This window comes from Dyella sp. (assembly GCF_036568765.1).
Lineage (GTDB): Bacteria > Pseudomonadota > Gammaproteobacteria > Xanthomonadales > Rhodanobacteraceae > GSA-30.
The window spans coordinates 22,878-46,567 of record NZ_DATCRY010000167.1 but is presented as its reverse complement, the minus strand read 5'-3'; the positions used below and the strand labels follow the sequence as shown (position 1 = coordinate 46,567).

Sequence of the window (23,690 nt, the reverse complement as noted above, 5' to 3'; positions counted from 1 at the left end):
GCCTACGGCTGGTACGATTTCGTGCGCTTCAGCCGCACGCCGTTGACGCTGACCACGACCAATCAAAGTATCGATATCGGTCGTGGCAGCAGCTTCAAGGATATTGTCGGCGAACTGCGTCGACGTGGCTTTACCCAGGATTCTCCACTCTATTGGCGTCTGTTGGCGGAACAGATGCGGGTGGCCGGGAAGTTGCACGCTGGCGAATATGCGCTGAGCGGTGGCATGACACCGCGCGATCTGTTATCGAACATGGCTGCCGGTCGTGTCGTACAACGCTACTTCACCATCGTCGACGGCTGGAATTTCCACGATCTGCGCCAGGCTCTGACGCATGCCGATCGCTTGCGCCAGGATGGTGCGGTGCTGGACGACAAGGCCTTGATGGAAAAGCTTGGCCACCCCGGTGACATGCCCGAAGGGCGGTTCTTGCCGGAAACTTATGCCTATGTCAAAGGCGACAGCGATCTGGACATACTCAAGCGTGCTTATGCGGCCATGAGCCAGGCGCTCGACACGGCTTGGCAGCAGCGCGACAAGGATTTGCCGCTGGCGACTCCTTATGAGGCGCTGATTCTCGCCTCGATCGTGGAAAAAGAGACCGGCCGGGCCGACGAGCGCGCGCGCATCGCCGGTGTCTTTGTGCGCCGCCTGCAGTTGCACATGCTGCTGCAGACCGATCCGACAGTGATCTATGGCATGGGCGAAAGCTACGCCGGCAAAATCCACAAGACGGATCTGACCACCGATACGCCCTACAACACCTATGTGCGCCCTGGCTTGCCGCCGACGCCGATCGCCATGCCGGGCAAGCCTGCCTTAAAAGCGGCGACGCAGCCTCTCAAGAGTGGCGAGCTTTATTTCGTTTCGCGCGGCGATGGCAGTCATGTGTTTTCATCGACGCTTGAGGAACACAATCGTAACGTCGCCTGTTTCCAACTGAAGCGGTGCTCATGATGTCGATGCCATGGCATGCCGAACATTGGCAACGTGTGCAGGCACGCCGTGCGCGTGGCGCGATGCCTCATGCTTTGTTGTTGGCTGGGCCTGCGGGGCTGGGCAAGCGCGACTTTTTGCTGCGTCTGGTGCGCGGCTTGTTATGTCAGCAGGCCGTCGGCGGCGAGGCCTGCGGCCTGTGCCGCAGCTGCCAGTTGTTTGCCGCAGGCACGCATCCGGATTACGTGAGTCTGAGCTATGGCCTGCGCAAGGACGGCGTCCAGCGCAGCGAGATCGTGGTGGACCAGATCCGCGAGTTGTCGGCCCGGCTGTCGATGGCCAGTCAGTTCGGTGGCTGGCAGATCGCCACGATCGATCCAGCCGATGCAATGAATGCCGCCGCCGCCAATGCATTGCTCAAGACCCTGGAAGAACCTTCACCGCAAACGTTGCTGCTGCTGGTTGCCGATGCGCCTTGGCGCCTGCCGCAGACTATTCGCAGCCGTTGCCAGCGGATCGAGTTCCAGTTGCCGTCGCACGAGGAGGCGCTGGCATGGCTGACAGCCGAGGGCGTGGCCGATGCCGCGGCGGCACTGGACGCAGCCAACGGCAATCCCGGGCTGGCGCGGCGCTGGGCGGAAGAGGGCGCATTGGCGCGTCGCCAGGAAGTACGCCGCGATCTGGCGGCGCTTGCTGGCGGACGGGGCGAGACCATGGAGGTGGTGCGCCGCTGGCTGGACAACGAACCCGAGCAGCGACTTTGGTTTGCCGCCCAGGCTGCCGCTGACGAGGCCCGTGCCAAGGCCGGAGCAGCGGTCGGTCCCTGTGCCAGCGGGCTGGATCGCGAGGCGCTGGACGATTGGTACGCCGCCGCCAATCGCACGCGCGAGGCCTTGCGAGGGCCGCTGCGTAGCGATCTGCTTTTGCTTGAGCTGCTGGCTCGCTGGCGTTGACCGGACACATGCTGCCCACTCTGGATCGACAGACCCGACTGCTGGTGATCGCGCCGCACCCGGACGACGAAACGATCGGCGCGGGCGGTTTGCTGCAGCAGGTCCGCGAGGCGGGAGGCGAAGTACGTATTTGGCTGCTTACCGACGGCGACAACAATCCCTGGCCGCAGCGCTGGCTGGAGCGGCGCATATGGATCGGCCAGGCTGCGCGTGAGCGCTGGGGACGGCGCCGGCGTGCCGAGGTCGTGCAAGCTATGTCGGCGCTGGGGCTGGCTCCTGAGCAGCTAGAGGGGTTCAGCTGGCCCGACATGGGGCTCACCGGTCTTCTGCGCGGCCAGTTCGCTGCCATGTTGACCTTGTTCGAGGCGCGCCTGCGTGCGTGGTGCCCGAATGTGGTGGTGCTTCCCGATCTGGGCGACCGTCATCCCGACCATGGCACTGCACATGTATTGACCCGGCTGGCGCTGGCACGCGAGGCACTGTCGCCGACGCTGTTGACTTACTTGGTGCATGGGGGCGCGGCGGCTCAGCAGGCTGAAGTCTTGCCGTCCAGCGATGCGTATCAGGCGGCAAAACGCCAGGCGATGGAGGCGCATGCAAGCCAGCTTGCGCTCAGCGGCACACGCATGCGTCGTCTGATCGAGCGTCCGGAGACCTTTACCTGCCTTGAGGCGGCACGCAGCGGCCCACTTCTTTCGCGCCAACTGCCGTGGTCGCCGCCGGTGTGGCTGCAGCCGGGACTGCGTCTGACCCTGGCTGGGTCCGTAGGCGTACGCCGCTGGTCCTGGCGCCGGGCTCCGCTGGTCCGTGACCGGGAAGGGCGCTGGGCACTGATCGCAGAGGCGACGCCCGACACCGGGCCGTATTTCGTGAAACTCCACATGGATCTGCCGTCGCCCTGGATCTTCGACACCTGGGGTTGGCACGAAATCTCGTAACAGCGCGAAACAGGGCGCAGCCAAGCGGTTGTGGCTGCGTTAGGATGTCATCCACGTTATTCGTGCCGCAGGGGCTAAAGATGAATCCCGTCGCCAGCGCCCGTCAGGGCATTATTTCCTTGAAAATCAAGGATGCCGCGGCACTTTATAACGCGTATATGCCGTATCTGAAGAACGGCGGACTGTTCGCGCCTACCGCGCAGCGCTATGCGCTGGGCGACGAAGTGGTTTTGTTGATCAATCTCACCGACGAGGGCGAGCGCCTGTCCGTGGCCGGCAAGGTCGTCTGGGTGTCGCCGGTCGGGGCGCAGGGCAACCGCACCGCGGGAATCGGCGTGCAGTTCAACGAGTCGCCCGATGGCGAGGTGGCGCGGACGCGGATCGAGAACCTGCTGGCAGGCGTTTCGGCCTCGGAGCGGCCGACGCATACGATGTAGGGGGCGGTGCCGTGGGCGACTGCCTGCTTGCGCATCGCGGGTTACCCCCTCACACCATTCCTCCCCCGACAAAGTCGAGGAAGAGGGACGGGGTGAGCAGGGAGCCTCCACGAGAACGAACCATTCCTCAGCTCCTATCGATAGCGCGCCCCAGGCAACGCTCCGAGCATGCAGCATCTCTGCTTGCCTCTTTCGAGGGACGTCCAAGCAAGTAAAAAAGATTGTTACGTTTGCTTTCTTCCCGTGACAGCGGTTTTCACTGGCAAATCAAGGCCAAATACACCTGAGCCGACATCGATGGGTGCCATCTCGTCGGGGATTTCGCAAGCTTTAAGTCTTGTCGTCCCTGAACGCACTGATACAATGCCCCGATTGTATGAATTGAATCGAGCCAAACCGGACCCCAGCGGGCCGGGCAGACCCTGATTCGAGTTGTTTTCGAACCGTTCCCCAACGGCTCGCTGATGCGCCTCTCGAGGCGCGGAGGTACGTTCCATCGTGCTTGCCGAATACTGGCCCATCCTGCTTTTCATCGCTGTCGCCACCGGCCTGGGTCTGGCGCTCCTGGCTATCGGCCTGCTGGCCGGCCCGCGCCGGCCCGAGTCCCAGAAGCTCTCGCCCTACGAGTGCGGCTTCGAAGCCTTCGAGGATGCGCGCATGCGTTTTGACGTGCGCTACTACCTCCTGGCCATCCTCTTCATCATCTTCGACCTCGAAGTCGCCTTCCTGTTTCCGTGGGCGGTGGTGTTCGACAAGATCGGGATCATCGCGCTGGTCGAAATGGCGCTGTTCCTGCTGTTGCTGGTGATCGGTTTCGCTTACGTGTGGAAGAAGGGAGCACTGGAATGGGAGTGATCTCCTCCATCGACCGGGTGATGCATAACCCGCAGCCTTTGAACCTAGTCGACGACATCCTGCGTCCGGCCGGCGAGAACCCGATCGTGCAGCGCGGCTTCGCCACCACCTCGGTGGACGCGCTGATGAACTGGGCACGCACCGGTTCGATGTGGCCGATGACGTTCGGCCTGGCTTGCTGCGCGGTCGAAATGATGCACGCCGGCGCCGCGCGCCTGGACCTGGACCGTTACGGCGTGATCTTCCGCCCCAGTCCGCGCCAATCCGACGTGATGATCGTCGCTGGCACCCTGGTCAACAAGATGGCCCCCGCACTGCGCAAGGTCTATGACCAGATGCCCGATCCAAAGTGGGTCATCTCCATGGGCAGCTGCGCCAATGGCGGCGGCTATTACCACTATTCGTATTCGGTAGTGCGCGGCTGCGATCGCATCGTGCCGGTGGATATCTACGTGCCGGGCTGCCCGCCGACGGCCGAAGCCCTGATCCACGGCATCCTGCAGTTGCAGAAGAAGATTCGTCGCACCAGCACCATCGCGCGTTCCTAAGAGCTGTTGGCCATGACTGATACGCAATCGAACTCGCTGGTCGAGCGCCTTGCCGCGCGATTCGGCGATCTGCTGACGGTGACCGTCACGCGCAACGAGGCAACGGCCGAGTTGGCAGCGTCCGACCTGATCGCTGTCGCCACCGCGCTGCGCGACGAAGCGGCATTCCGCTTCTCCGAAGCCGTCGACGTCTGTGGCGTCGATTACCTTGGCTACGGCGAAACCGAGTGGGATACCCAGACCATTTCCGGCACGGGTTTCTCCCGTGGCGTGGAAGGCGAAGCCATGGGGCGCTTCAAGTGGGCCGACCGTCCGCGTGACGTCAATCGTCCGCGCCGTTTTGCCGCCGTGATCCATCTGCTGTCGATCGAGCACAACCAGCGTCTGCGTTTGCGCGTGTTCTGCGATGACGACACGCTGCCGGTGGTGCCGTCGCTGACGGGCATCTGGCCGGGCGTGAACTGGTTCGAGCGCGAGGCGTTCGACTTGTACGGCATCATCTTCGAAGGTCACCCCGACCTGCGCCGCATCCTGACCGACTACGGTTTTGTCGGTCATCCGTTCCGCAAGGACTTCCCGTTGATCGGCAATGTCGAAGTGCGTTACGACCCCGAGCAGAAGCGCGTGGTCTACGAGCCGGTCTCGATCGAGCCGCGCGTGCTGGTGCCGCGCGTCATCCGCGACGATGCAGACCTGACGCAGGCGAAGGCCGAGGCCGCCGACAACTGGCGCGAGAATTGAGCATGTCGAGCCAAGAAATCCGCAATTACACGATGAACTTCGGCCCGCAGCATCCGGCTGCGCACGGCGTGCTGCGTCTGGTGCTGGAAATGGACGGCGAGACCATCGTCCGTGCCGATCCGCATGTGGGCCTGTTGCATCGCGGTACCGAGAAGCTGGCCGAGTCCAAGCCGTTCAATCAGTCGATCGGCTATATGGACCGCCTCGACTACGTGTCGATGATGTGCAACGAGCACGCCTACGTACGCGCGATCGAGAACCTGCTGGGGATCGAGGCGCCGGAACGCGCACAGTACATCCGCACGATGTTCGACGAAATCACCCGCATCCTGAATCACTTGATGTGGATCGGTTCCAACGCGCTCGATCTGGGCGCGATGGCTGTGTTCCTGTATGCCTTCCGCGAACGCGAAGAGCTGATGGACGTCTACGAGGCGGTCTCCGGTGCGCGCATGCATGCGACGTACTACCGTCCGGGCGGCGTCTACCGCGATCTGCCGGGGCACATGTCGCAGTACCGCGAGTCGCCCTGGCACAAGGGCAACGACCTGAAGCGCCTGAACAGCTGGCGCGAAGGTTCGATGCTCGACTTCCTCGATGCGTTCACCGCCGACTTTCCCAAGCGCGTGGACGAATACGAAGAGCTGCTGACCAATAACCGTATCTGGAAGCAGCGTACCGTCGGCATCGGCGTGATTTCGCCGGAACTGGCGCAGGCCTGGGGCATGACCGGCGCGATGCTACGTGGCTCGGGCATCGCTTGGGATCTGCGCAAGAAGCAGCCCTACGCCAAGTACGCGCAGATGGATTTCGACATCCCCGTAGGCGTCAACGGCGACTGCTATGACCGCTACTTGGTGCGCGTGGAAGAGATGCGCCAGTCCAACCGCATCATCAAGCAGTGCGTGGAATGGCTGCGCGCCAACCCGGGCCCGGTGATGCTGAAGAACTTCAAGGTCTCGCCGCCGTCGCGCGAGGAAATGAAGGAGGACATGGAAGCCCTTATCCATCACTTCAAGCTGTTCACCGAAGGCTATGGCGTGCCGGCTGGCGAAACCTATGCAGCAGTCGAGGCGCCCAAGGGCGAGTTCGGCTGCTACCTGGTTTCCGACGGTGCGAACAAGCCGTTCCGCGTGCATCTGCGCGCGCCGGGTTTTGCCCATCTGTCGTCGATCGACCCCATCGTGAGCGGCCACATGCTGGCCGACGTGGTGGCGATGATCGGCACCTATGACCTCGTGTTCGGCGAAGTCGATCGCTGAGCGAGGGGAGCACTAGCCATGAAAGCCACCGGAAATTACGAGCAGGTCAAGAATGTCGACCCGCTCGTCGTACTCAACGACCACACCCGCCATCACATCGATGAATGGGTGGCCAAGTTCCCGCCGGACCGCAAGCGTTCGGCGGTGATCCAGGCGTTGTTCGCCGCGCAGGAGCAGAACGAAGGCTTCCTTACCGACGAGCTGATCACCGCGGTTGCCAAGTATCTGGATCTGCCCGCCGTATGGGCCTACGAGGTCGCCAGCTTCTATTCGATGCTGGAAACCAAGCCGGTCGGCCGCAACAACGTAGCGATTTGCACCAACATATCGTGCTGGTTGAACGGTGCGGAAGACCTTGTGCGTCACTGCGAGAAGAAGCTCGGCATCAAGCTCGGCGAAAGCACGCCCGATGGCCGCGTCTATCTCAAGCGCGAAGAAGAATGCATCGCCGCGTGCGCCTGCGCGCCGGCGATGACCGTCAACGGTCATTACCACGAGCGTCTCACGGCCGAAAAGGTCGACGAGATCCTCGACGGTCTCAAGTAAGGGCAGGGCGATGGCATACGGTCCGGCACCCCAAGAACATCAGGTCGTCTACACCACGCTGCATTTCGACAAGCCGTGGGCGATGGACAGCTACACCCAGGTCGGTGGCTACGAGGCGTGGAAGAAGATTCTCGCCGAGAAACCCGATCCGGCGGCACTGATCGAAGAAATCAAGAAGAGCAATCTGCGCGGCCGTGGCGGCGCGGGCTTCCCGACGGGTCTGAAGTGGTCTTTCATGCCCAAGGGCGATATGCAGAAGTACATCCTCTGCAATTCGGACGAGTCCGAGCCCGGCACCTGCAAGGATCGCGACATCCTGCGCTTCAATCCGCACTCGGTCATCGAGGGTATGGCGATCGCGTGCTATTGCACCGGTTCGACGGTGGCCTACAACTACCTGCGCGGCGAATTCCATCACGAGCCCTATGAGCACTTCGAAGAAGCGCTCAAGGAAGCGTATGCCGCAGGCCTGTTGGGCAAGAACATCCAGGGCACGGGTATCAATGTCGATATCTACGGCGCGCTCGGTGCCGGTGCATACATCTGCGGCGAAGAAACCGCATTGATGGAATCGCTGGAAGGCAAGAAAGGCCAGCCGCGCTTCAAACCGCCGTTCCCGGCCAACTTCGGTTTGTACGGCAAACCGTCGACGATCAATAACACCGAAACCTATGCGTCGGTGCCGGCCATCCTGCGCAAGGGTGCCGATTGGTTCCTGGCGCAGAGCAAGACCAAGAACGGTGGACCGAAGATTTTCTCCGTCTCCGGTTGCGTGCAGAAGGGCGGCAATTTCGAAGTGCCGCTGGGCACCACGTTCGACGAGCTCCTGGAAATGGCCGGAGGCCTGCGTCCGGGCCGCAAGCTCAAGGGAGCGGTGCCGGGCGGCGTGTCCATGCCGGTGCTGACGGCCGAGCAGTTGAAGGGCCTGCCGATGGACTACGACACCCTGCGCGACCTGAAGACCGGTCTGGGCTCGGGTGCCATCGTGGTACTGGACGATACGGTTTGCACCGTGCGTTTCACCCGACGCATCTCGCAGTTCTTCCATAAGGAATCCTGTGGCCAGTGCACACCGTGCCGCGAAGGTACCGGCTGGATGCATCGCGTGTTGACGCGCATTGTCGAAGGCGGTGGCACCATGGACGACCTGCATCGCCTCAAGGCGATCGCCGGCCAGATCGAAGGGCACACCATCTGTGCGTTCGGCGAAGCCGCGGCATGGCCGGTGCAGGGCTTCCTGCGTCAGTTCTGGCATGAATTTGAGTACTACATCGTCAACGGCCGTTCGATCGTCGACGATCAGCTTGGAGCCGCCGCATGAGTGCGCAGCCCGCAGCACATACCGCCCCCGATCTGATCAATATCGAGATCGATGGCAAGCCGACGCAGATCCGCAAGGGCGCAATGATCATCGAGGCAGCGGACGCCATCGGTGTAGCCATTCCACGTTTCTGCTACCACCGCAAGTTGCCGATCGCCGCCAACTGCCGCATGTGTCTGGTCGAAGTGGAAATGGGTGGCAAGCCGATGCCCAAGCCGCAGCCGGCCTGCGCCACGCCGGTGGCCGACGGCATGAAGGTACAGACCCGCTCGGCGACCGCGCTGAAGTATCAGCGCGACGTGATGGAATTCCTGCTGATCAACCATCCGCTCGATTGCCCGATCTGCGATCAGGGCGGCGAATGCGAACTGCAGGACGTATCGCTAGGTTACGGCCGTGGCGTGTCGCGCTATACCGAGCGCAAGCGCACCATCGCCGATGAAAACATCGGGCCATTGGTCGCCACCGAGATGACCCGCTGCATCCAGTGCACGCGTTGCGTGCGCTTTACCAGCGAAATCGCCGGCACCTACGAGCTGGGTGGCCTGAGCCGTGGCGATAATTTGCAGATCGGTACATACATCGGCAAGTCGCTGGAAACCGAACTTTCCGGCAATATCATCGATGTCTGCCCGGTCGGCGCGTTGACCAATAAGCCGTTCCAGTTCCAGGCACGCGCCTGGGAGCTGATCGCCAAGCCCTCGATCGCCTATCACGACGCACTGGGGTCGAACCTGTGGCTGCATACCCGCCGCGGCGAAGTGCTGCGCACGGTGCCGCGCGACAACGAGGCGGTCAACGAATGCTGGCTGTCCGATCGCGACCGCTATAGTCACCAGGGCATGTATGCCGAGGACCGCCTGCGTGCGCCTCAGGTCAAGCGGAACGGTCAATGGACGGCCACCACATGGGAGGACGCTCTGAGTGTCGCCGCCGAAGCCTTGAAGAAGGTGCCGGGCAGCGAGCTGGGTGTGCTGGTGCATCCGGCTACATCGAACGAAGAAGGCGATCTGCTGATGCGCCTGGCGCGTGGCCTGGGGAGCGCCCATGTCGACCACCGCCTGCGCCAGCAGGATTTCGCCGACAATGCTGTGGCCGGTACGTTCGGCACGCCAGTGGCGGCGCTGGATAAGGTCAAGGCTGCATTGCTGATCGGTTCGGATCTGCGTCGCGAGCTGCCTCTGGTCAATCACCGCGTCCATCAGGCGGTGAAGAGGGGCGCCAAGGTCTTCGCGGTCAATCCGGTCGAATTCGATTTCAACTATCCGCTTGCGCACGAAGCCGTGGTGGCTCCGCAGCACTTGGTCGACGCCTTGCTGGCGCTGGCCAAGGCCGCTGCCGAAGGTGGCGCGACGCTGCCGGCTTTCGCCGCCGATGCTGCTGCCGGCGTGGAAGTGAGCGAGCATGCGCGCGGTGCGATTGCCGCGCTCAAGTCCGGAGCGGCCTCTGTCATTCTCGGCGAAGTGGCTGCGATGCACCCGCAGGCTTCCTGGCTGCGCGCGCTGGGTCGCTTCATCGCCGAAGCGACCGGTGCCGGCTACAACGAATTACCGCTGGGTGCCAATGCTGTGGGTCTTGCTCGCGTGGGTGTGCTGCCGGGTAACGGCGGTCTCGACGCACAGGCCATGCTGGCACAGCCGCGCAAGGCTTACTTGCTGTACGGCGTCGAGCCGCCGCACGATTTCGTCGATGGCGCGAGTGTGCTCAAGGCGCTGCATGCCGCCGAACAAGTAGTAGCGTTCAGTGCGTATGCCAGCCCCGTGCTGCGTGACGTCGCCGATGTGATTTTGCCGATCGGCCTGCTGCCTGAAATCGATGCGACATTGGTCAACGTCGATGGCATGGTGCAGAGCGTGAGTGCCGGCGCGCAGGCGCCCGGCGATGTGCGGCCAGGCTGGAAGGTACTGCGCGCATTGGGCGGCCTGCTCAATCTGGCCAACTTCGAATTCGACGATCTGGCCGGCTTACGCAGCGGCATCGCCGAGCGCGCTGCCGCGACGCGCCGCGAGGTAGCACAGCGCGTGTCGTTCAGCGGTTTGAGCCGGTTGGCGACCTGGCCGATCTATCGCACCGACGCCGTGCTGCGCCGGGCCAAGGCATTGGGCGAGCATCCGCTCAACCGCGCACCGGCGATTCGTCTTAGCGCCGGCGAAGCTGCGCGCCAGGGCCTGGTCGATGGCGGTAAAGCCACGGTGGCCGGTGTCGCGCTGGCAGTCGTGGTCGACGCATCGGTGCCCGATGGCACCGCATGGATCGAAGCGGCGCACGACGTCACCGCTACGCTGCCGCCGCATGGCGCGGCCATCACTTTGAGCAAGGCTTGATATCCATGGGCGAGCAGATTCTCAATCAACTGGTCTGGCCGATCGTCTACATCCTGTGTATCGCCGTGCCGGTGATCATCTCGGTGGCGATGTTCGTGTACTGGGAGCGCAAGGTCATCGGCTGGATGCATGTGCGCATGGGGCCAAACAAGGTGGGCCCGCTGGGCCTGCTGCAGGCCTTCGCGGACGTGTTCAAGCTTTTGCTCAAGGAAGTGATTCTTCCGACCAACGCGAACAAGTTCCTGTACTACCTGGCTCCGATGATCGCGCTGGTGCCGGCATTCGCGGCCTGGGCGGTGATCCCGTTCAACGACAAGATGGTGCTGGCCAACGTCAATGCCGGTGTGCTGTATCTGCTGGCGATGACCTCGCTGGGTGTGTACGGCATCATCCTGGCCGGCTGGGCATCCAACTCGCGTTATGCGTTGCTGGGTGCGATGCGCTCGGCCGCACAGGTCATCTCCTACGAACTGGCGATGGGTTTGTGCCTGGTTTGTGTGCTGGTGCTGGCCGGTAGCCTGAACATCACCTCGATCGTCCATGCGCAGGCCGGTAGCAAGGGCCTGCTCGACTGGTTCTGGTTGCCGCTGCTGCCGGTGTTCGTGATCTATTTCATCTCCGGCGTGGCCGAAACCAATCGTGCGCCGTTCGACGTGGCCGAAGGCGAATCGGAAATCGTTGCCGGCTTCCACGTGGAATATTCCGGCTCGGCATTCGCGATCTTCTTCCTGGCCGAATACGCCAACATGATCCTGGTCAGCTTCCTTGCCGCGCTGCTGTTCCTCGGTGGCTGGCTGTCGCCGTTCCCGGCATCGTGGGGCTTGATTGGGCAGGGCAGTTTCTTCTGGCTGTTCGTCAAGGCCTTCATTTTCGCCTTCATGTTCCTGTGGTTCCGCGCCAGCTTTCCGCGTTACCGCTATGACCAGATCATGCGTCTGGGTTGGAAGGTGTTCATTCCCATCACGATCGTATGGGTCCTGGTTGCCGGCTGCATGAAGTATTTCGGCTGGGTCAGTATCGGCACGGGGGCCTAAGCAAAGCCATGTCTCGCATTACTCACTATTTCAAGAGCCTGCTGCTCATCGAGCTGTTCAAGGGCATGGGCCTGACCATGCGCTACATGTTCAGCCCGAAGTACACGATGCGCTACCCGATGGAGCACATCCCCAAGTCCAACCGTTTCCGCGGCCTGCATGCGTTGCGTCGCTACCCCAACGGCGAAGAGCGCTGCATTGCATGCAAGCTGTGCGAGGCGGTGTGCCCGGCCCTGGCGATCACCATCGATTCGGCGCCGCGTGCCGGCGACGGCCAGCGACGTACCACGCGTTACGACATCGACCTGTTCAAGTGCATCTTCTGCGGTTTCTGCGAGGAAAGCTGCCCGGTCGACTCGATCGTGGAGACGCATATCCATGAATATCACTTCGAGCATCGTGGCGAGAACGTGGTGACCAAGCCGCAGTTGCTCGCCATCGGCGACCGCTTCGAGAAGGACATCGCCGCGGCCCGTGCGCAAGACGCGGCGTACCGTTGAGGATGGGGCACTTATGATCGATCCGCAGTTGTTCCAACTCATCTGTTTTTACGCCTTCGGCGCGGTCACCGTGATCGCCGCCCTGGGCGTGATCACCCTGCGCAATTCGGTACACGCCGTGCTGTCGCTGGTGCTGACGTTCTTCAGCACCGCCTGCATCTGGCTGCTGGCCGAGGCGGAGTTCCTCGCTATCGCGCTGATCGTGGTCTACGTCGGTGCGGTGATGGTGCTGTTCCTGTTCGTGGTGATGATGCTCGACATCAAGCAGGAGCAGGTCCGCGAGGGCTTCATCAAGTACCTGCCGGTGGGCATCGTCATTGCCCTGGTCATGCTCGGCGAAATGCTGGCATTGATCGGCGTGCGCGCCATGGAAAGCCAGACAATGGGCGCCAATCCGGCGACTGTGGCTGGGCTTTCCAACACCGAGTGGCTTGGCCACGCGCTGTATACGCAGTTCCTGCTGCCGTTTGAAATTGCCGCATTGATCCTGACGGTCGGCGTGGTCGCCGCAGTTGCGCTGACCTTGCGTCAACGTTTCGGCGTCCGCCACCAGACGGCCAGCCAGCAGGTGGCGATCGATCCGCGCGATCGTGTGCGCATCGTCAAGATGGCGGCCGAACAGCCGGCGGCACCGGCACCGCAACAGGAGAAAGCCCCGTGATCACGCTTTCGCATTTCATCGTGCTCGGCGCGGTGCTGTTCTGCATCGCGGTGGCAAGCCTCTTCATCAATCGCAAGAACGTCATCGTGCTGCTGATGTCGATCGAATTGATGCTGCTGGCGGTCAACATCAACTTCGTCGCGTTTTCGCGCTTCAACGGCGATGTGGCAGGGCAGGTTTTCGTGTTTTTCATCCTTACGGTGGCCGCGGCGGAAACCGCGATCGGCCTGGCGATCCTGACGTTGCTGTTCCGCAATCGCAGCACGATCAATATCGCCGAAATCGACAGCATGAAGGGTTGAGTCGATGCAACTGTCTACCTCCATCCTGCTGATCATCGCGCTCGCGCCGCTCGTCGGTTGCGTGCTGGCGGGTTTCCTGGGCCGGGTCATCGGCCGCGCTGGCGCACACACCGTGACAATCCTCGGTGTGGCGATCTCCTGTGCGCTGTCGATCCAGGTGCTCTACCAGCTTTGCACGGGCGCCGAGATCTACAATCACAACATCTACACCTGGTTCGAGATCGGCAAGTTCAGCGCCAGCGTGGGCTTTCTGATCGACAAGCTGACGGCGATGATGATGGTGGTCGTCACGTTCGTCTCGCTGCTGGTGCACATCTACACCATCGGCTACATGGCCGACGACGACGGTTACCAGCGCTTCTTCAGCTACATCTCGCTGTTTACCTTTTCGATGTTGATGCTCGTGATGAGCAACAACTTCATGCAGCTGTTCTTCGGCTGGGAAGCGGTGGGTCTGGTTTCGTACCTGCTGATCGGTTTCTGGTTCAAACGCCCGACCGCGATCTTCGCCAACCTGAAAGCCTTCCTGGTCAACCGCGTGGGCGATTTCGGGTTCCTGCTGGGCATTTCGGCGGTGCTGTATTTCCTGGGTACGCTGGATTACGCCACAGCCTTCGCGCATGCCGGTAGCCTGGTGGGACAGACCCTGCACATCACGGCCAATACCCAATGGGATGCGGCGACCGTGATCTGTGTACTGCTGTTCATCGGCGCCATGGGCAAGTCGGCACAGGTGCCGCTGCATGTGTGGCTGCCCGATTCGATGGAAGGCCCGACCCCGATTTCCGCGTTGATCCACGCCGCCACCATGGTGACGGCGGGTATCTTCATGGTCGCTCGCATGTCGCCGTTCTTCGAGCTGTCCGAATCGGCGCTGAGCTTCGTGATGGTGATCGGTGCGACCGGTGCGCTGTTCACGGGCCTGATCGGCATCGTGCAGAACGACATCAAGCGTGTGGTCGCATATTCGACCCTCTCGCAGCTCGGCTACATGACGGTAGCGCTGGGTGTCTCGGCGTATGCCGGCGCGGTGTTCCACCTGATGACCCACGCCTTCTTCAAGGCGTTGCTGTTCCTCGGCGCGGGCTCGGTAATCATCGCCATGCACCATGAACAGGACATGCGTTACATGGGTGGTCTGCGCAAGTACATGCCGATCACCTGGATCACCATGTGGATCGGTTCGCTGGCCCTGTGCGGTGTCCCGTTCTTCGCCGGGTTCTACTCGAAGGATGCGATCATCGAGGCAGTGGGCGAGTCGCATCGCTGGGGTGCGGGCTATGCGTACTTCTGTGTGCTGGCCGGTGCCTTCGTCACCGCGCTATATACCTTCCGCCAGATGTATTTGACGTTCCATGGCAAAGAGCGCTTCGTCATCGAGCACGGCCATGACCATGACGCTCATGCTCATGGGCACGTCGCGCATGCCGACCATACCGGCGGTGCACACGAGCCCGTGCATCCGGACGAACATCCGACCACCGAGCCGCATCACGGCACGCCGGGCGTACTGCATCACCCGCCGAAGGAGTCGCCTTGGGTGGTAACGTTGCCGTTGATCCTGCTTGCCATTCCTTCGGTGATGATCGGTTATCTGGCGATCCAGCCCATGCTCTACGGTGGCTGGTTCGGTGGAGCGATCCACGTGCAGGAAGGTCGTAGTGTGCTGGAGAAGCTGGGCGAGGAATTCCACGGCCCGCTTGCCATGGCCTTGCATGGTTTTGCGCAACCGCCGTTCTGGCTGGTGGCAGCGGCGTTCGCCATTACCACCTACATCTATCTGTTCAACATCGCGTTGGCCGACAAGATCAAGTCCGCGCTCAAGCCGATCTGGATCGTGCTGGATCGCAAGTACTGGGTCGATAACGTCTACTTCGCCATCTTCGCCAAGGGCGGTGTCGCCCTCGGTCGTGCCTTGTGGAAGGGCGGCGACGCGGCGGTGATCGACGGCGTGGCGGTCAACGGTTCGGCTTCGCTGGTGCAGCGGATTGCCAGCGGCGTGCGCCGCCTGCAATCCGGTTACCTCTATCACTACGCTTTCGCGATGATTCTTGGCCTGATCCTGCTGCTTGGCGGGTACTGGCTGGTCGGGCAATAAGGGAAACGTTCCATGTCCAATCACTTGCTCAGCCTGCTGATCTGGCTGCCCGTCATCGGGGCCATTCCCGTGCTGCTCGCCGGTTCGGGGCGCCCGAACACGGCTCGCTGGATAGCCCTGATCGTTGCCGTGCTGACTTTCCTGGCCAGCCTGGCGTTGCTGCCGCACTACAACGCTGCGGATGCCACCAAACAGTTGGTCGAAGACCATAGCTGGATCGAGGCGATCCATGTCCGCTACGCCCTGGGCGTGGATGGCATCTCGGTCGCACTGATCCTGCTGACCACTTTTGTCGGCATCCTGGTGATCGTCGGCGCCTGGGAAGTCATCCAGGACAAGCCGCATCAGTACATGGCCGCCATGCTGGTGCTCGAAGGCCTGATGATCGGCGTGTTCTGCGCGACGGACGCGTTGCTGTTCTACGTGTTCTTCGAAGCCATGCTGATCCCGATGTTCATCCTGATCGGCATGTGGGGCGGACCGCGCCGTGTGTATGCGACGCTGAAGTTCTTCATCTACACCTTCCTTGGCTCGATCTTCATGCTGATCGGGCTGATCTATCTGTACAACAAGTCCGGCGGTAGTTTCGACCTGGCGCATTGGGCTTCGTTGCCGCTGAGCATGAAAGAGCAGGGCTGGTTGTTCTTCGCCTTCCTTCTGGCTTTTGCGGTCAAGGTACCGATGGTGCCAGTGCATACCTGGTTGCCGGATGCGCACGTGGAAGCCCCGACGGGCGGCTCGGTGGTGCTGGCCGCGGTCATGCTGAAGATCGGCGGCTACGGTTTCCTGCGTTTCTCGCTGCCGATCGTGCCGGATGCTTCCGAGCACTACGCCTGGCTGGTGATCGCGCTGAGCCTGATCGCCGTGGTCTATATCGGCTATATCGCGCTGGTACAGGACGATATGAAGAAGCTGGTGGCGTATTCGTCCGTGGCACACATGGGCTTCGTCACTCTCGGCATCTTCATCGCCTTCCTGTTGGTGCGTGGCCAGAACAACCTGGACGCGGCCAATCTTGCCATGCAGGGTGCGATGGTGCAGATGATCTCGCATGGCTTCGTCTCGGGCGCGATGTTCTCGTGCATCGGCGTCATGTATGACCGACTGCATACTCGCCAGATCAAGGACTACGGCGGCGTGATCAACGTCATGCCGTGGTTCGGCTTCTTTTATGTACTGTTTGCCATGGCCAACAGCGGCCTGCCGGGTACCAGTGGGTTCGTCGGCGAGTTCTTCGTGATCATGGCCAGCTTCAGCGCGAATCCGTGGATCGCATTGTTTGCCGCGTTCACCTTGATCATCGGCGCCGCCTACACCTTGTGGATGGTCAAGCGCGTGCTGTGGGGCGATATCACCAACCCGCATGTGCACGAGATGAAGGATATCAATGGCCGCGAAGCCTTCGTGCTGATTGCCTTTGCCGCTGCGGTCATTGCCCTGGGCGTATGGCCGCAACCGTTGATCCATCTGATGGATGCCTCGGTGACGCAGCTCGTGCAGCAGCTGGCCAATCACAAGGTTTAAGCAGGATCGATCATGAATCTTCCCAATCTCAATGACCTTCTGATCCTGCTACCCGAAGCCTACCTGACGGTGGCGGCGTGCTTGTTGCTGCTGATCGACGCCTTCATGAAGCCCTCGCAGCGAAATGTCTTGCATTGGCTGTCGATTGCGGTGGTGGCGATTGCCATCTATCTGGTTGTCGCCAATCAGCCCGAAGTCAGCCTGACCGCGTTCAGTGGCATGTTCGTGCTCGATCGCGTAGCCGAGATTCTCAAGGTCTTCGCCCTGGTGGCGACGGTTCTGGTGTTTATCTACGGACGTCCCTATCTGGTCGACCGCAAGCTCTTTGTCGGCGAGTTCTACACGCTGATGATCTTCGCGGTCATCGGCATCATGCTGCTGGTCTCCGCAGGTAGCCTGGTCACCGTGTACCTGGGGCTGGAGCTGCTGACTTTGTCGTCGTATGCGCTGGTCGCCTTGAACCGCGATTCGCGTCTGTCGTCCGAAGCGGCCATCAAGTACTTCGTGCTGGGCGCTTTGGCCTCGGGCATGCTGCTGTATGGCATGTCGATGGTCTATGGCGCCGCGCATACACTGGATCTGCACGAGCTGCATGCCGCTGCTGCGCACACCGACATGCATAACCTGATGCTGTTCGGCATGATGTTCATGATCGTCGGTATCGGCTTCAAGCTTGGCGCCGCGCCGTTCCACATGTGGATTCCGGACGTTTACGAAGGCTCGCCCACCGCGGTAACGATCTTCATCGGTTCGGCGCCCAAGCTGGCCGCGTTCGGGATGGCATATCGCCTTCTCGATGCGGGCCTCGGCGACCTGTCGCAGTATTGGCAACCGCTGCTCGCCGCGCTGGCCGTGCTGTCGCTGGCGATCGGCAACCTGGTGGCGATCGTGCAGACCAATTTGAAGCGTCTGCTTGCGTATTCGACCATTTCGCACATGGGTTATCTGTTGCTCGGCCTGGTCAACGCCGGACCGGAAGGTTATGCCTCGGCGATGTTCTATGCGATCAGCTACACGCTGATGAGCAGCGCGGCCTTCGGCATGATCCTGTTGCTGGCACGCGCGGGCTTCGAGTGCGAGAACATCGACGACTTGAGGGGCCTGAACCGCCGTTCGCCGTGGATGGCCTTTTTGATGATGCTGGTGATGTTCTCGCTGGCCGGCGTGCCGCCGCTGTTCGGTTTCTTCGCCAAGTTGCTGGTGCTGCAGGCCGCTATCCACGCCAATATGCTGTGGCTGGCCCTGGTGGGTGCGGTGTTCGCAATCATCGGTTTGTACTACTACCTGCGCGTGGTCAAGGTGATGTACTTTGACCAGCCGGCCGAAGGCGTGGAGATCAAGGCACAAACCGATATGCCGATGCGTCTGGTGTTGTCGCTCAATGCTTTGGCGTTGCTGGCGCTGGGCTTCGGTTCCAGCCCGTTGCTAGCATGGTGCCGTAGCGCTTTTGGTCCCTGAACGGTCAGTGATAGCCAAAACGGAAAGCCCGCCTAGTGCGGGCTTTTTATTGGTTCGAAATACACCAAGGCGTTCGGGCCGTTTCGGCAATCTGAAATTTTCGTCGCAATAAGCTTGCAACAGTTAATGGGGCTCGCTATACTGTTTGACTCTGATGCGGGGTGGAGCAGTCTGGCAGCTCGTCGGGCTCATAACCCGAAGGTCGTAGGTTCGAATCCTACCCCCGCTACCAGTTCAGACAAACAAAAAGACCGGATCTTCGATCCGGTCTTTTTGTTTGTGCAGATATCGTGGATATACCAGCGCGGTTCGATATCGAGTACTTGCCGATGCTCTTAATCGCGTCGTGTTTTGGCGATCAGTTCGCCACGTTCAGCGAACCTCGTATAGATATCTGTCGGCACGAACAGGCCGCCTGTTGTCCACGCCAGATGCGTCGCACCCCGTAGCCGGTGCGTCAGATCGTGTCGATCGAGATAATCGCGGCCGGCATCCGTATGCAGCAGCATCGCTGGCCCACTGAAGCCTGCGGCAGCGGACGGTTCGATGTGCATATTTGCGGTTTCGCCCAACCGATACAGATGCTCAAAGAGCGTATCGTCTTCGACGGTATACGCACCGGCCAGGCGGGAGGTCATGATTTCCCCTGCCAATGCAGAGGCCCGTGGCACAGCCAGGCCGTCGGCGTCACTGCGATTATTCAAGCCCCAGTCGTAGACCGAGCTTCCCGGCGAAAGTCGATCGGCCAGAAAGCAGGGCGATTGCGTGGGTTCAGCAAAGAACGTGTGCACATGCGCGCCATACATGTAGTGCAAGCCCAGGGCGATGCCCGCTGGGGCACCGCCTACGCCGCATGGTAGATAAACGAACAGTGGATGTTCGGCGTCTACTCGGATGCCTGTCATCTGGCATTGCTCGCGAAGTTGTAGTGCGGCAGCGCTGTATCCCAGCAGCAATGAAAGCGAATGCTCGTCGTCGACGAAATAGCTATAAGCATCTTGCTGAGCTTCTTGCCGTCCGGCGGCGACAGCTTCGGCATAATCGCCCGCATGTTCGATCACTTCGACGCCGCGTGCGCGTAAACGTGCTTTTTTCCAGGGTTTTGCATCGCTCGACATATGGACTGTCGCGCGAAAACCGAGCGCGGATGCCATGACGCCGATCGACAATCCCAGATTGCCGGTTGAGCCTACACTGATTCGATAACGTTGGAAAAAAGCGCGCGCAGACGGGGCGACCAAGGGGGTGTAATCCGTATCGGATTCAATCATCCCATGCTCGAGTGCAAGCGATTCGGCGAACTCCAGCACCTCATGAATGCCGCCGCGCGCCTTGATCGAGCCGGCCACTGGCAGGCTATGATCGGTCTTGACCCATAAGCGCCCTTGTTCGCGCGGAAGATTCAGCGCGGACTGCATGCCGGGCGCGCGGAGCAACGCCGATTCGATGCGGCCGCCGCTGGCCTGAAGCTCCGGAAACAGCCGCGCAAGGATGGGGGCAAAGCGTCTGAAGCGCGCCTGTGCGGCCACTACATCGGCTAGACTGGGCGCGGAGTCGTTCGGCGTTGCGGGGTCGCGGAGAGGATTGATCCAAAGCGTCGGTCGCGCCGCACGAAGATCGTGCAGGCATTGGGAGTTGGAAGACATAAGGACGGTGGTCATGACGTATGTTGCTCTGTGTAGACCAGGACATTCTTGTCGCGCATGCTTTGCCGCGACAAACCGTTTGTACTGATACCTTGCATTAGTTCCACTGATGCCCAGCATGCTGTCCGCTCCCGTACTGGCCTGGTTGCGCTGTTTTCATGTGGCGGCGCGACAACGCAGCTTTACCCGCGCGGCCGGCGAACTGCACATTACCCAGGGGGCGGTGAGTCAACAGGTCAAACAACTGGAACGGTGGCTTGGATGGCCATTATTTCTACGCACGCCGCGCGGGCTTGTGCTTACCCCTGAGGGTACCCGCCTGGCTGTGGCGGCATGTCAGGCGTTCGAGACGCTCGGGGATGTGGTCGCGCAGCTGCGACAGCCTGTACACCGGCGTGCCTTGGTATTGTCGTGTGCTCCCTCATTTGCCATGACCTGGCTCACGCCGCGCCTGGGGGGATTTTTCCGCGCCCATAAGGATATCGATCTGCATATTCAGGGCGATCTTGGGGTGCTCGACGTTCCACGCATGCATCGGGCGCGTATCGACGTGGCCATTCGTTTCGATACCGGTTATGCGGGGTCTCTGCACAGTTGCGAGTTTCTGCAGGAATGGTTGTTGCCGGTTGCCAGCCCCGAGTATCTGGCGGCGCATCCGCGGTTGCGTTCGATTGAGGGCTTGCGCGCCGATATGTTGCTGCACGATAGCGTGCCGTGGGACGGCGCTGGCGAATACGACGAGTGGCACGACTGGTTGCGGCATGCCGGAGTGAGCCTGCCCGACGTCTCTCCAGGGCAGCGATTCAACCTGTCGCAGTTGGCCGTCAATGCGGCCCTGGCCGGCCAGGGCGTGGCCCTGGGAAGAACCGCGCTGGTATTGGAGGATGTTCTGGCAGGGCGTCTTGTCGACCTCTTTGGTATGCCCGTTCGCAGCTCGGCCGGCTACCGCTTTGTCTATTTGCCAGGGCAGCCAGAGGCGAAAGCGCTGGAGTCCTGGTTGGTCGACGAGGGGCGGATTTTCGCCGATCGGCGATGCCGTGCTCTGGGTATCGTGACAGCCTGACACAAGGCTTGGCACCGGCTGCCAGCCAGGAGGCCATTGGAATGTTTCGGCCCTGCCTTATTGCGAAAAAGCTCAATTCTCCGTATACTTATCGGGCTCTGAGCGGGCCGGGTAGTTCATGCCTTCGTGCAACGGAGGTTGATCGACTCCCCGCCACCAGGATCTTTCTTAGAACAAGAAAGCCTCCTCGCGAGGCTTTTTTGTTGGGCGCACGGAGGCGCCGCACGTGCGTCATGCCCGGCCTGGTCCGGGGCGCCGGGCCCGGGAGGTATCTGGACGAGTCGGGACATCGGCGAGATAAGGGAATGGGCCGCTTGAGCCCATTTTTTGTTTCTGGCGACTGGAAAATGTTATGGACACGCAGGCACTGGCAACCCGGTTTACTGAAGTTCTGGCCGATTTGGGGCTGGAATGCATCGGCGTGGAGTTCTCCCCGTCGCAAGGGCAGAGTACCCTGCGGGTCTACCTGGACGTCGAGGGCCGCGAAGTGACCCTCGACGACTGCGAGGCGGCCAGCCGCGAGTTGTCGGCGATGCTGGATGTGGAAGACCCGATTCCCGGGCACTACCTGTTGGAAGTGTCCTCGCCGGGCATCGACCGCCCGCTGTTTACCGCCGCGCAGTTCGCCAGGTTCGTGGGCGGGGAAGTGAAATTGCTGCTCAAGGCGCCGTTGGAAGGGCGCCGTCGCCTGAAAGGCAAGGTACTGGCGGTGGAAGGTGAGCGCATTTCGCTGGAGGCGGAAGGCAAGACATTCGAGTTCGAGCATTCGGCGGTGGAAAGTGCGCGTGTGGTGCCCGATTGGGTGGCGCTCGGTTATGTGCCGCAGCCCAAGCCGGGCGGCAAGAAGCCGGCCAAGAAAGCTGCGAAGAAGTAATTCAATCCAAAAGCGATGGACGCTTTGGCGGCGTCTATGGAGTTGCTGCAATGAGCAAAGAATTGTTGCTGGTGGTCGATGCGGTTGCCAACGAAAAGGGCGTCTCGCGCGAAGTGATCTTCCAGGCGATGGAAGCCGCGTTAGCGTCGGCTGCGAAGAAGCGTTATCCGGATGAGGATCCGGATATCCGGGTGTCGATCGACCGCCAGAGCGGCGAATATGAAACCTTTCGCCGCTGGGAAATCATCGCCGACGACGGCGAGATGGAGTCGCCGTTCCACCAGCTTCGCCTGATGGATGCCGTGGACGAGCGTGCCGATGCGCAGGTAGGCGAGCACATCGAAGAGCAGATCGAGAACGCCGAGTTCGGCCGTATTGCTGCGCAGGCTGCCAAGCAGGTCATTGTGCAGCGCGTGCGCGAAGCCGAGCGTCAACAAGTGGTCGATGCGTTCAAGGATCGCGTCGGCGAGCTGATCACCGGCATCGTCAAGCGCGTCGAGCGCGGCAATGTCTATCTAGATCTGGGCGGCAACGCCGAAGCCTTCATCCCGCGCGACAAGACGATTCCGCGCGAGTCGGCTCGCGTTGGCGATCGCGTCCGCGGTTATCTCTACGAAGTGCGCTCCGAAGCGCGCGGCCCGCAGCTGTTCGTTTCGCGTGCCGCACCGGAGTTCATGATGGAACTTTTCAAGCTCGAAGTGCCGGAAGTGGGTCAGGGGCTCGTCGAGATCAAGGGCTGTGCCCGCGATCCGGGCGACCGCGCCAAGATCGCGGTGGTCGCGCACGACACCCGTACCGATCCCATCGGTGCCTGCATCGGCATGCGTGGCTCGCGCGTACAGGCCGTGTCCAACGAGCTCAACGGCGAGCGCGTGGACATCATCCTGTGGCACGAGAACCAGGCGCAGTACGTCATCAATGCGATGGCGCCTGCCGAAGTGCAGTCGATCATCATGGATGAAGAAAAGCATTCGATGGACATCGCGGTAGCCGAGGACAAGCTGTCGCAGGCCATCGGCCGTGGCGGTCAGAACGTCCGCCTCGCCAGCAAGCTCACCGGCTGGCAGCTCAATGTGATGACGCAGGACCAGGTAGCCGCGAAAAGCGAGGCCGAACAGGAAGCCGCTCGCCAGCTGTTTATGGAAAAGCTGGAAGTGGATCAGGAAATCGCCAACATCCTGGTGCAGGAAGGTTTCTCCAGCGTCGAGGAAATTGCCTACGTACCCAGTGCCGAACTGCTGGCTGTCGAAGGCTTCGACGAGGATATCGTCGAAGAATTGCGCGCTCGCGCTCGCGATGCACTGCTGACCGAGGCGTTGGCGGTGGAAGAGGGCATCGACGAGCACCAGCCGGCGCAGGAGTTGCTGGACCTGCCAGGCATGGATGAATCGACGGCCTATGCGCTGGCCGCCCGCGAAGTGGTGACCCTGGACGACCTCGCCGACCTGGCGGTGGACGACCTGATCGATATCGATGGCATGGATGAAGAACGCGCCGCGGCGCTGATCATGGCTGCGCGCGCGCCGATGATCGAGCGCCTGGAGAAGGGCGGCTGACCGTACGCGGCAACGCCCTGGGATGGGCGTGCCGAGCGGGCTGCAATGCTCCTCACCAAGGATGGCGGTAGCTGTATGGCGAACCATGCAGACGATATGCGCGGGAACGGCGG

The 23,690-nt window shown here is 61.5% G+C and carries 22 protein-coding genes and 1 tRNA gene; 22 read left to right on the top strand and 1 reads right to left on the bottom strand.

Going from position 1 to position 23,690, the window contains the following annotated elements; genetic code table 11:
* The 19 genes from mltG to VIM98_RS11750 all read left to right on the top strand — a co-directional run.
* Positions 1-957 (top strand): endolytic transglycosylase MltG (gene mltG / locus VIM98_RS11840; RefSeq protein ID WP_331993316.1); only part of this gene is annotated, 957 nt, incomplete at its 5' end.
* On the top strand, positions 954-1,889 hold the full coding sequence (gene holB / locus VIM98_RS11835) for a DNA polymerase III subunit delta' (RefSeq protein ID WP_331993315.1): 936 nt from the start codon (positions 954-956) through the stop codon (positions 1,887-1,889). The genes mltG and holB, both read left to right, overlap by 4 nt.
* Positions 1,890-1,897: 8 nt before the next feature.
* Positions 1,898-2,827: a PIG-L family deacetylase gene (locus VIM98_RS11830; RefSeq protein ID WP_331993314.1), complete on the top strand. Its 930-nt coding sequence runs from the start codon at positions 1,898-1,900 to the stop codon at positions 2,825-2,827.
* Positions 2,828-2,907: 80 nt separating this feature from the next.
* A complete protein-coding gene (locus VIM98_RS11825) occupies positions 2,908-3,264 on the top strand; it encodes a PilZ domain-containing protein (protein WP_331993313.1) in 357 nt (118 codons plus the stop codon).
* A 498-nt stretch (positions 3,265-3,762) separates the two neighbouring features.
* Positions 3,763-4,119: an NADH-quinone oxidoreductase subunit A gene (gene ndhC / locus VIM98_RS11820; RefSeq protein WP_331993312.1), complete on the top strand. Its 357-nt coding sequence runs from the start codon at positions 3,763-3,765 to the stop codon at positions 4,117-4,119.
* Positions 4,110-4,667 carry an NADH-quinone oxidoreductase subunit B family protein gene (locus VIM98_RS11815; RefSeq protein ID WP_331993311.1) on the top strand — a complete coding sequence of 186 codons (558 nt, stop codon included), beginning with the start codon at positions 4,110-4,112 and terminating at the stop codon, positions 4,665-4,667. The genes ndhC and VIM98_RS11815 overlap by 10 nt, the downstream gene beginning before the upstream one ends.
* Before the next feature lie 12 nt (positions 4,668-4,679).
* On the top strand, positions 4,680-5,408 hold the full coding sequence (locus tag VIM98_RS11810; RefSeq protein ID WP_331993310.1) for an NADH-quinone oxidoreductase subunit C: 729 nt from the start codon (positions 4,680-4,682) through the stop codon (positions 5,406-5,408).
* Between the two features lie 2 nt (positions 5,409-5,410).
* Positions 5,411-6,670: an NADH-quinone oxidoreductase subunit D gene (locus tag VIM98_RS11805; RefSeq protein WP_331993309.1), complete on the top strand. Its 1,260-nt coding sequence runs from the start codon at positions 5,411-5,413 to the stop codon at positions 6,668-6,670.
* 18 nt (positions 6,671-6,688) lie between these two features.
* Positions 6,689-7,216 (top strand): NADH-quinone oxidoreductase subunit NuoE, encoded by a 528-nt coding sequence (gene nuoE, locus VIM98_RS11800; protein WP_331993308.1) that lies wholly within the window; start codon positions 6,689-6,691, stop codon positions 7,214-7,216.
* Between the two features lie 10 nt (positions 7,217-7,226).
* Entirely contained in the window at positions 7,227-8,537 is a 1,311-nt protein-coding gene (gene nuoF, locus VIM98_RS11795; protein ID WP_331993307.1) for an NADH-quinone oxidoreductase subunit NuoF, read from the top strand.
* A complete protein-coding gene (gene nuoG / locus VIM98_RS11790) occupies positions 8,534-10,861 on the top strand; it encodes an NADH-quinone oxidoreductase subunit NuoG (RefSeq protein WP_331993306.1) in 2,328 nt (775 codons plus the stop codon). Before nuoF ends, nuoG begins: the two co-directional genes overlap by 4 nt.
* A gap of 5 nt (positions 10,862-10,866) precedes the next feature.
* On the top strand, positions 10,867-11,895 hold the full coding sequence (nuoH, locus tag VIM98_RS11785; protein ID WP_331993305.1) for an NADH-quinone oxidoreductase subunit NuoH: 1,029 nt from the start codon (positions 10,867-10,869) through the stop codon (positions 11,893-11,895).
* An 8-nt stretch (positions 11,896-11,903) separates the two neighbouring features.
* Positions 11,904-12,395, top strand: coding sequence for an NADH-quinone oxidoreductase subunit NuoI (nuoI, locus tag VIM98_RS11780; protein ID WP_331993304.1), 492 nt, complete (start codon positions 11,904-11,906; stop codon positions 12,393-12,395).
* A gap of 13 nt (positions 12,396-12,408) precedes the next feature.
* The gene (locus VIM98_RS11775) at positions 12,409-13,056 is read left to right on the top strand and encodes an NADH-quinone oxidoreductase subunit J (RefSeq protein WP_331993303.1); all 648 of its coding nucleotides are present in this window, start codon (positions 12,409-12,411) and stop codon (positions 13,054-13,056) included.
* On the top strand, positions 13,053-13,358 hold the full coding sequence (gene nuoK / locus VIM98_RS11770; protein ID WP_331993302.1) for an NADH-quinone oxidoreductase subunit NuoK: 306 nt from the start codon (positions 13,053-13,055) through the stop codon (positions 13,356-13,358). The genes VIM98_RS11775 and nuoK overlap by 4 nt, the downstream gene beginning before the upstream one ends.
* A gap of 4 nt (positions 13,359-13,362) precedes the next feature.
* A complete protein-coding gene (nuoL, locus tag VIM98_RS11765) occupies positions 13,363-15,456 on the top strand; it encodes an NADH-quinone oxidoreductase subunit L (RefSeq protein WP_331993301.1) in 2,094 nt (697 codons plus the stop codon).
* Between the two features lie 12 nt (positions 15,457-15,468).
* Complete coding sequence (locus VIM98_RS11760) at positions 15,469-16,980, top strand: NADH-quinone oxidoreductase subunit M (RefSeq protein WP_331993300.1); 1,512 nt, start codon at positions 15,469-15,471, stop codon at positions 16,978-16,980.
* A gap of 12 nt (positions 16,981-16,992) precedes the next feature.
* Positions 16,993-18,438, top strand: coding sequence for an NADH-quinone oxidoreductase subunit NuoN (gene nuoN / locus VIM98_RS11755; protein ID WP_331993299.1), 1,446 nt, complete (start codon positions 16,993-16,995; stop codon positions 18,436-18,438).
* A gap of 155 nt (positions 18,439-18,593) precedes the next feature.
* A tRNA-Met gene (locus VIM98_RS11750) sits at positions 18,594-18,670 on the top strand.
* 103 nt (positions 18,671-18,773) lie between these two features.
* On the opposite strand, the gene VIM98_RS11745 is transcribed toward VIM98_RS11750, so the two are convergent.
* A complete protein-coding gene (locus VIM98_RS11745; RefSeq protein WP_331993298.1) occupies positions 18,774-20,099 on the bottom strand; it encodes a D-serine ammonia-lyase in 1,326 nt (441 codons plus the stop codon).
* 103 nt (positions 20,100-20,202) lie between these two features.
* On the opposite strand from VIM98_RS11745, the gene VIM98_RS11740 reads away from it, so the two are divergent.
* The 3 genes from VIM98_RS11740 to nusA all read left to right on the top strand — a co-directional run bounded on the left by VIM98_RS11740 (position 20,203) and on the right by nusA (position 23,577).
* On the top strand, positions 20,203-21,147 hold the full coding sequence (locus VIM98_RS11740; protein ID WP_331993297.1) for a LysR family transcriptional regulator: 945 nt from the start codon (positions 20,203-20,205) through the stop codon (positions 21,145-21,147).
* A 352-nt stretch (positions 21,148-21,499) separates the two neighbouring features.
* Positions 21,500-22,021, top strand: a complete 522-nt coding sequence (rimP, locus tag VIM98_RS11735) for a ribosome maturation factor RimP (RefSeq protein ID WP_331993296.1) — start codon at positions 21,500-21,502, stop codon at positions 22,019-22,021.
* A 50-nt stretch (positions 22,022-22,071) separates the two neighbouring features.
* Entirely contained in the window at positions 22,072-23,577 is a 1,506-nt protein-coding gene (nusA, locus tag VIM98_RS11730; protein WP_331993295.1) for a transcription termination factor NusA, read from the top strand.
* Positions 23,578-23,690 lie beyond the last annotated feature (113 nt).

Bases quoted from the DNA above. Each gene is read 5' to 3' on its own strand.
- holB (WP_331993315.1), top strand. From the start codon at position 954: ATGATGTCGATGCCATGGCATGCCGAACATTGGCAACGTGTGCAGGCA.
- VIM98_RS11830 (WP_331993314.1), top strand. From the start codon at position 1,898: ATGCTGCCCACTCTGGATCGACAGACCCGACTGCTGGTGATCGCGCCG.
- VIM98_RS11825 (WP_331993313.1), top strand. From the start codon at position 2,908: ATGAATCCCGTCGCCAGCGCCCGTCAGGGCATTATTTCCTTGAAAATC.
- VIM98_RS11815 (WP_331993311.1), top strand. From the start codon at position 4,110: ATGGGAGTGATCTCCTCCATCGACCGGGTGATGCATAACCCGCAGCCT.
- VIM98_RS11810 (WP_331993310.1), top strand. From the start codon at position 4,680: ATGACTGATACGCAATCGAACTCGCTGGTCGAGCGCCTTGCCGCGCGA.
- VIM98_RS11805 (WP_331993309.1), top strand. From the start codon at position 5,411: ATGTCGAGCCAAGAAATCCGCAATTACACGATGAACTTCGGCCCGCAG.
- nuoE (WP_331993308.1), top strand. From the start codon at position 6,689: ATGAAAGCCACCGGAAATTACGAGCAGGTCAAGAATGTCGACCCGCTC.
- nuoF (WP_331993307.1), top strand. From the start codon at position 7,227: ATGGCATACGGTCCGGCACCCCAAGAACATCAGGTCGTCTACACCACG.
- nuoG (WP_331993306.1), top strand. From the start codon at position 8,534: ATGAGTGCGCAGCCCGCAGCACATACCGCCCCCGATCTGATCAATATC.
- nuoH (WP_331993305.1), top strand. From the start codon at position 10,867: ATGGGCGAGCAGATTCTCAATCAACTGGTCTGGCCGATCGTCTACATC.
- nuoI (WP_331993304.1), top strand. From the start codon at position 11,904: ATGTCTCGCATTACTCACTATTTCAAGAGCCTGCTGCTCATCGAGCTG.
- VIM98_RS11775 (WP_331993303.1), top strand. From the start codon at position 12,409: ATGATCGATCCGCAGTTGTTCCAACTCATCTGTTTTTACGCCTTCGGC.
- nuoL (WP_331993301.1), top strand. From the start codon at position 13,363: ATGCAACTGTCTACCTCCATCCTGCTGATCATCGCGCTCGCGCCGCTC.
- VIM98_RS11760 (WP_331993300.1), top strand. From the start codon at position 15,469: ATGTCCAATCACTTGCTCAGCCTGCTGATCTGGCTGCCCGTCATCGGG.
- nuoN (WP_331993299.1), top strand. From the start codon at position 16,993: ATGAATCTTCCCAATCTCAATGACCTTCTGATCCTGCTACCCGAAGCC.
- VIM98_RS11745 (WP_331993298.1), bottom strand. From the start codon at position 20,099: ATGACCACCGTCCTTATGTCTTCCAACTCCCAATGCCTGCACGATCTT.
- VIM98_RS11740 (WP_331993297.1), top strand. From the start codon at position 20,203: ATGCTGTCCGCTCCCGTACTGGCCTGGTTGCGCTGTTTTCATGTGGCG.
- rimP (WP_331993296.1), top strand. From the start codon at position 21,500: ATGGACACGCAGGCACTGGCAACCCGGTTTACTGAAGTTCTGGCCGAT.
- nusA (WP_331993295.1), top strand. From the start codon at position 22,072: ATGAGCAAAGAATTGTTGCTGGTGGTCGATGCGGTTGCCAACGAAAAG.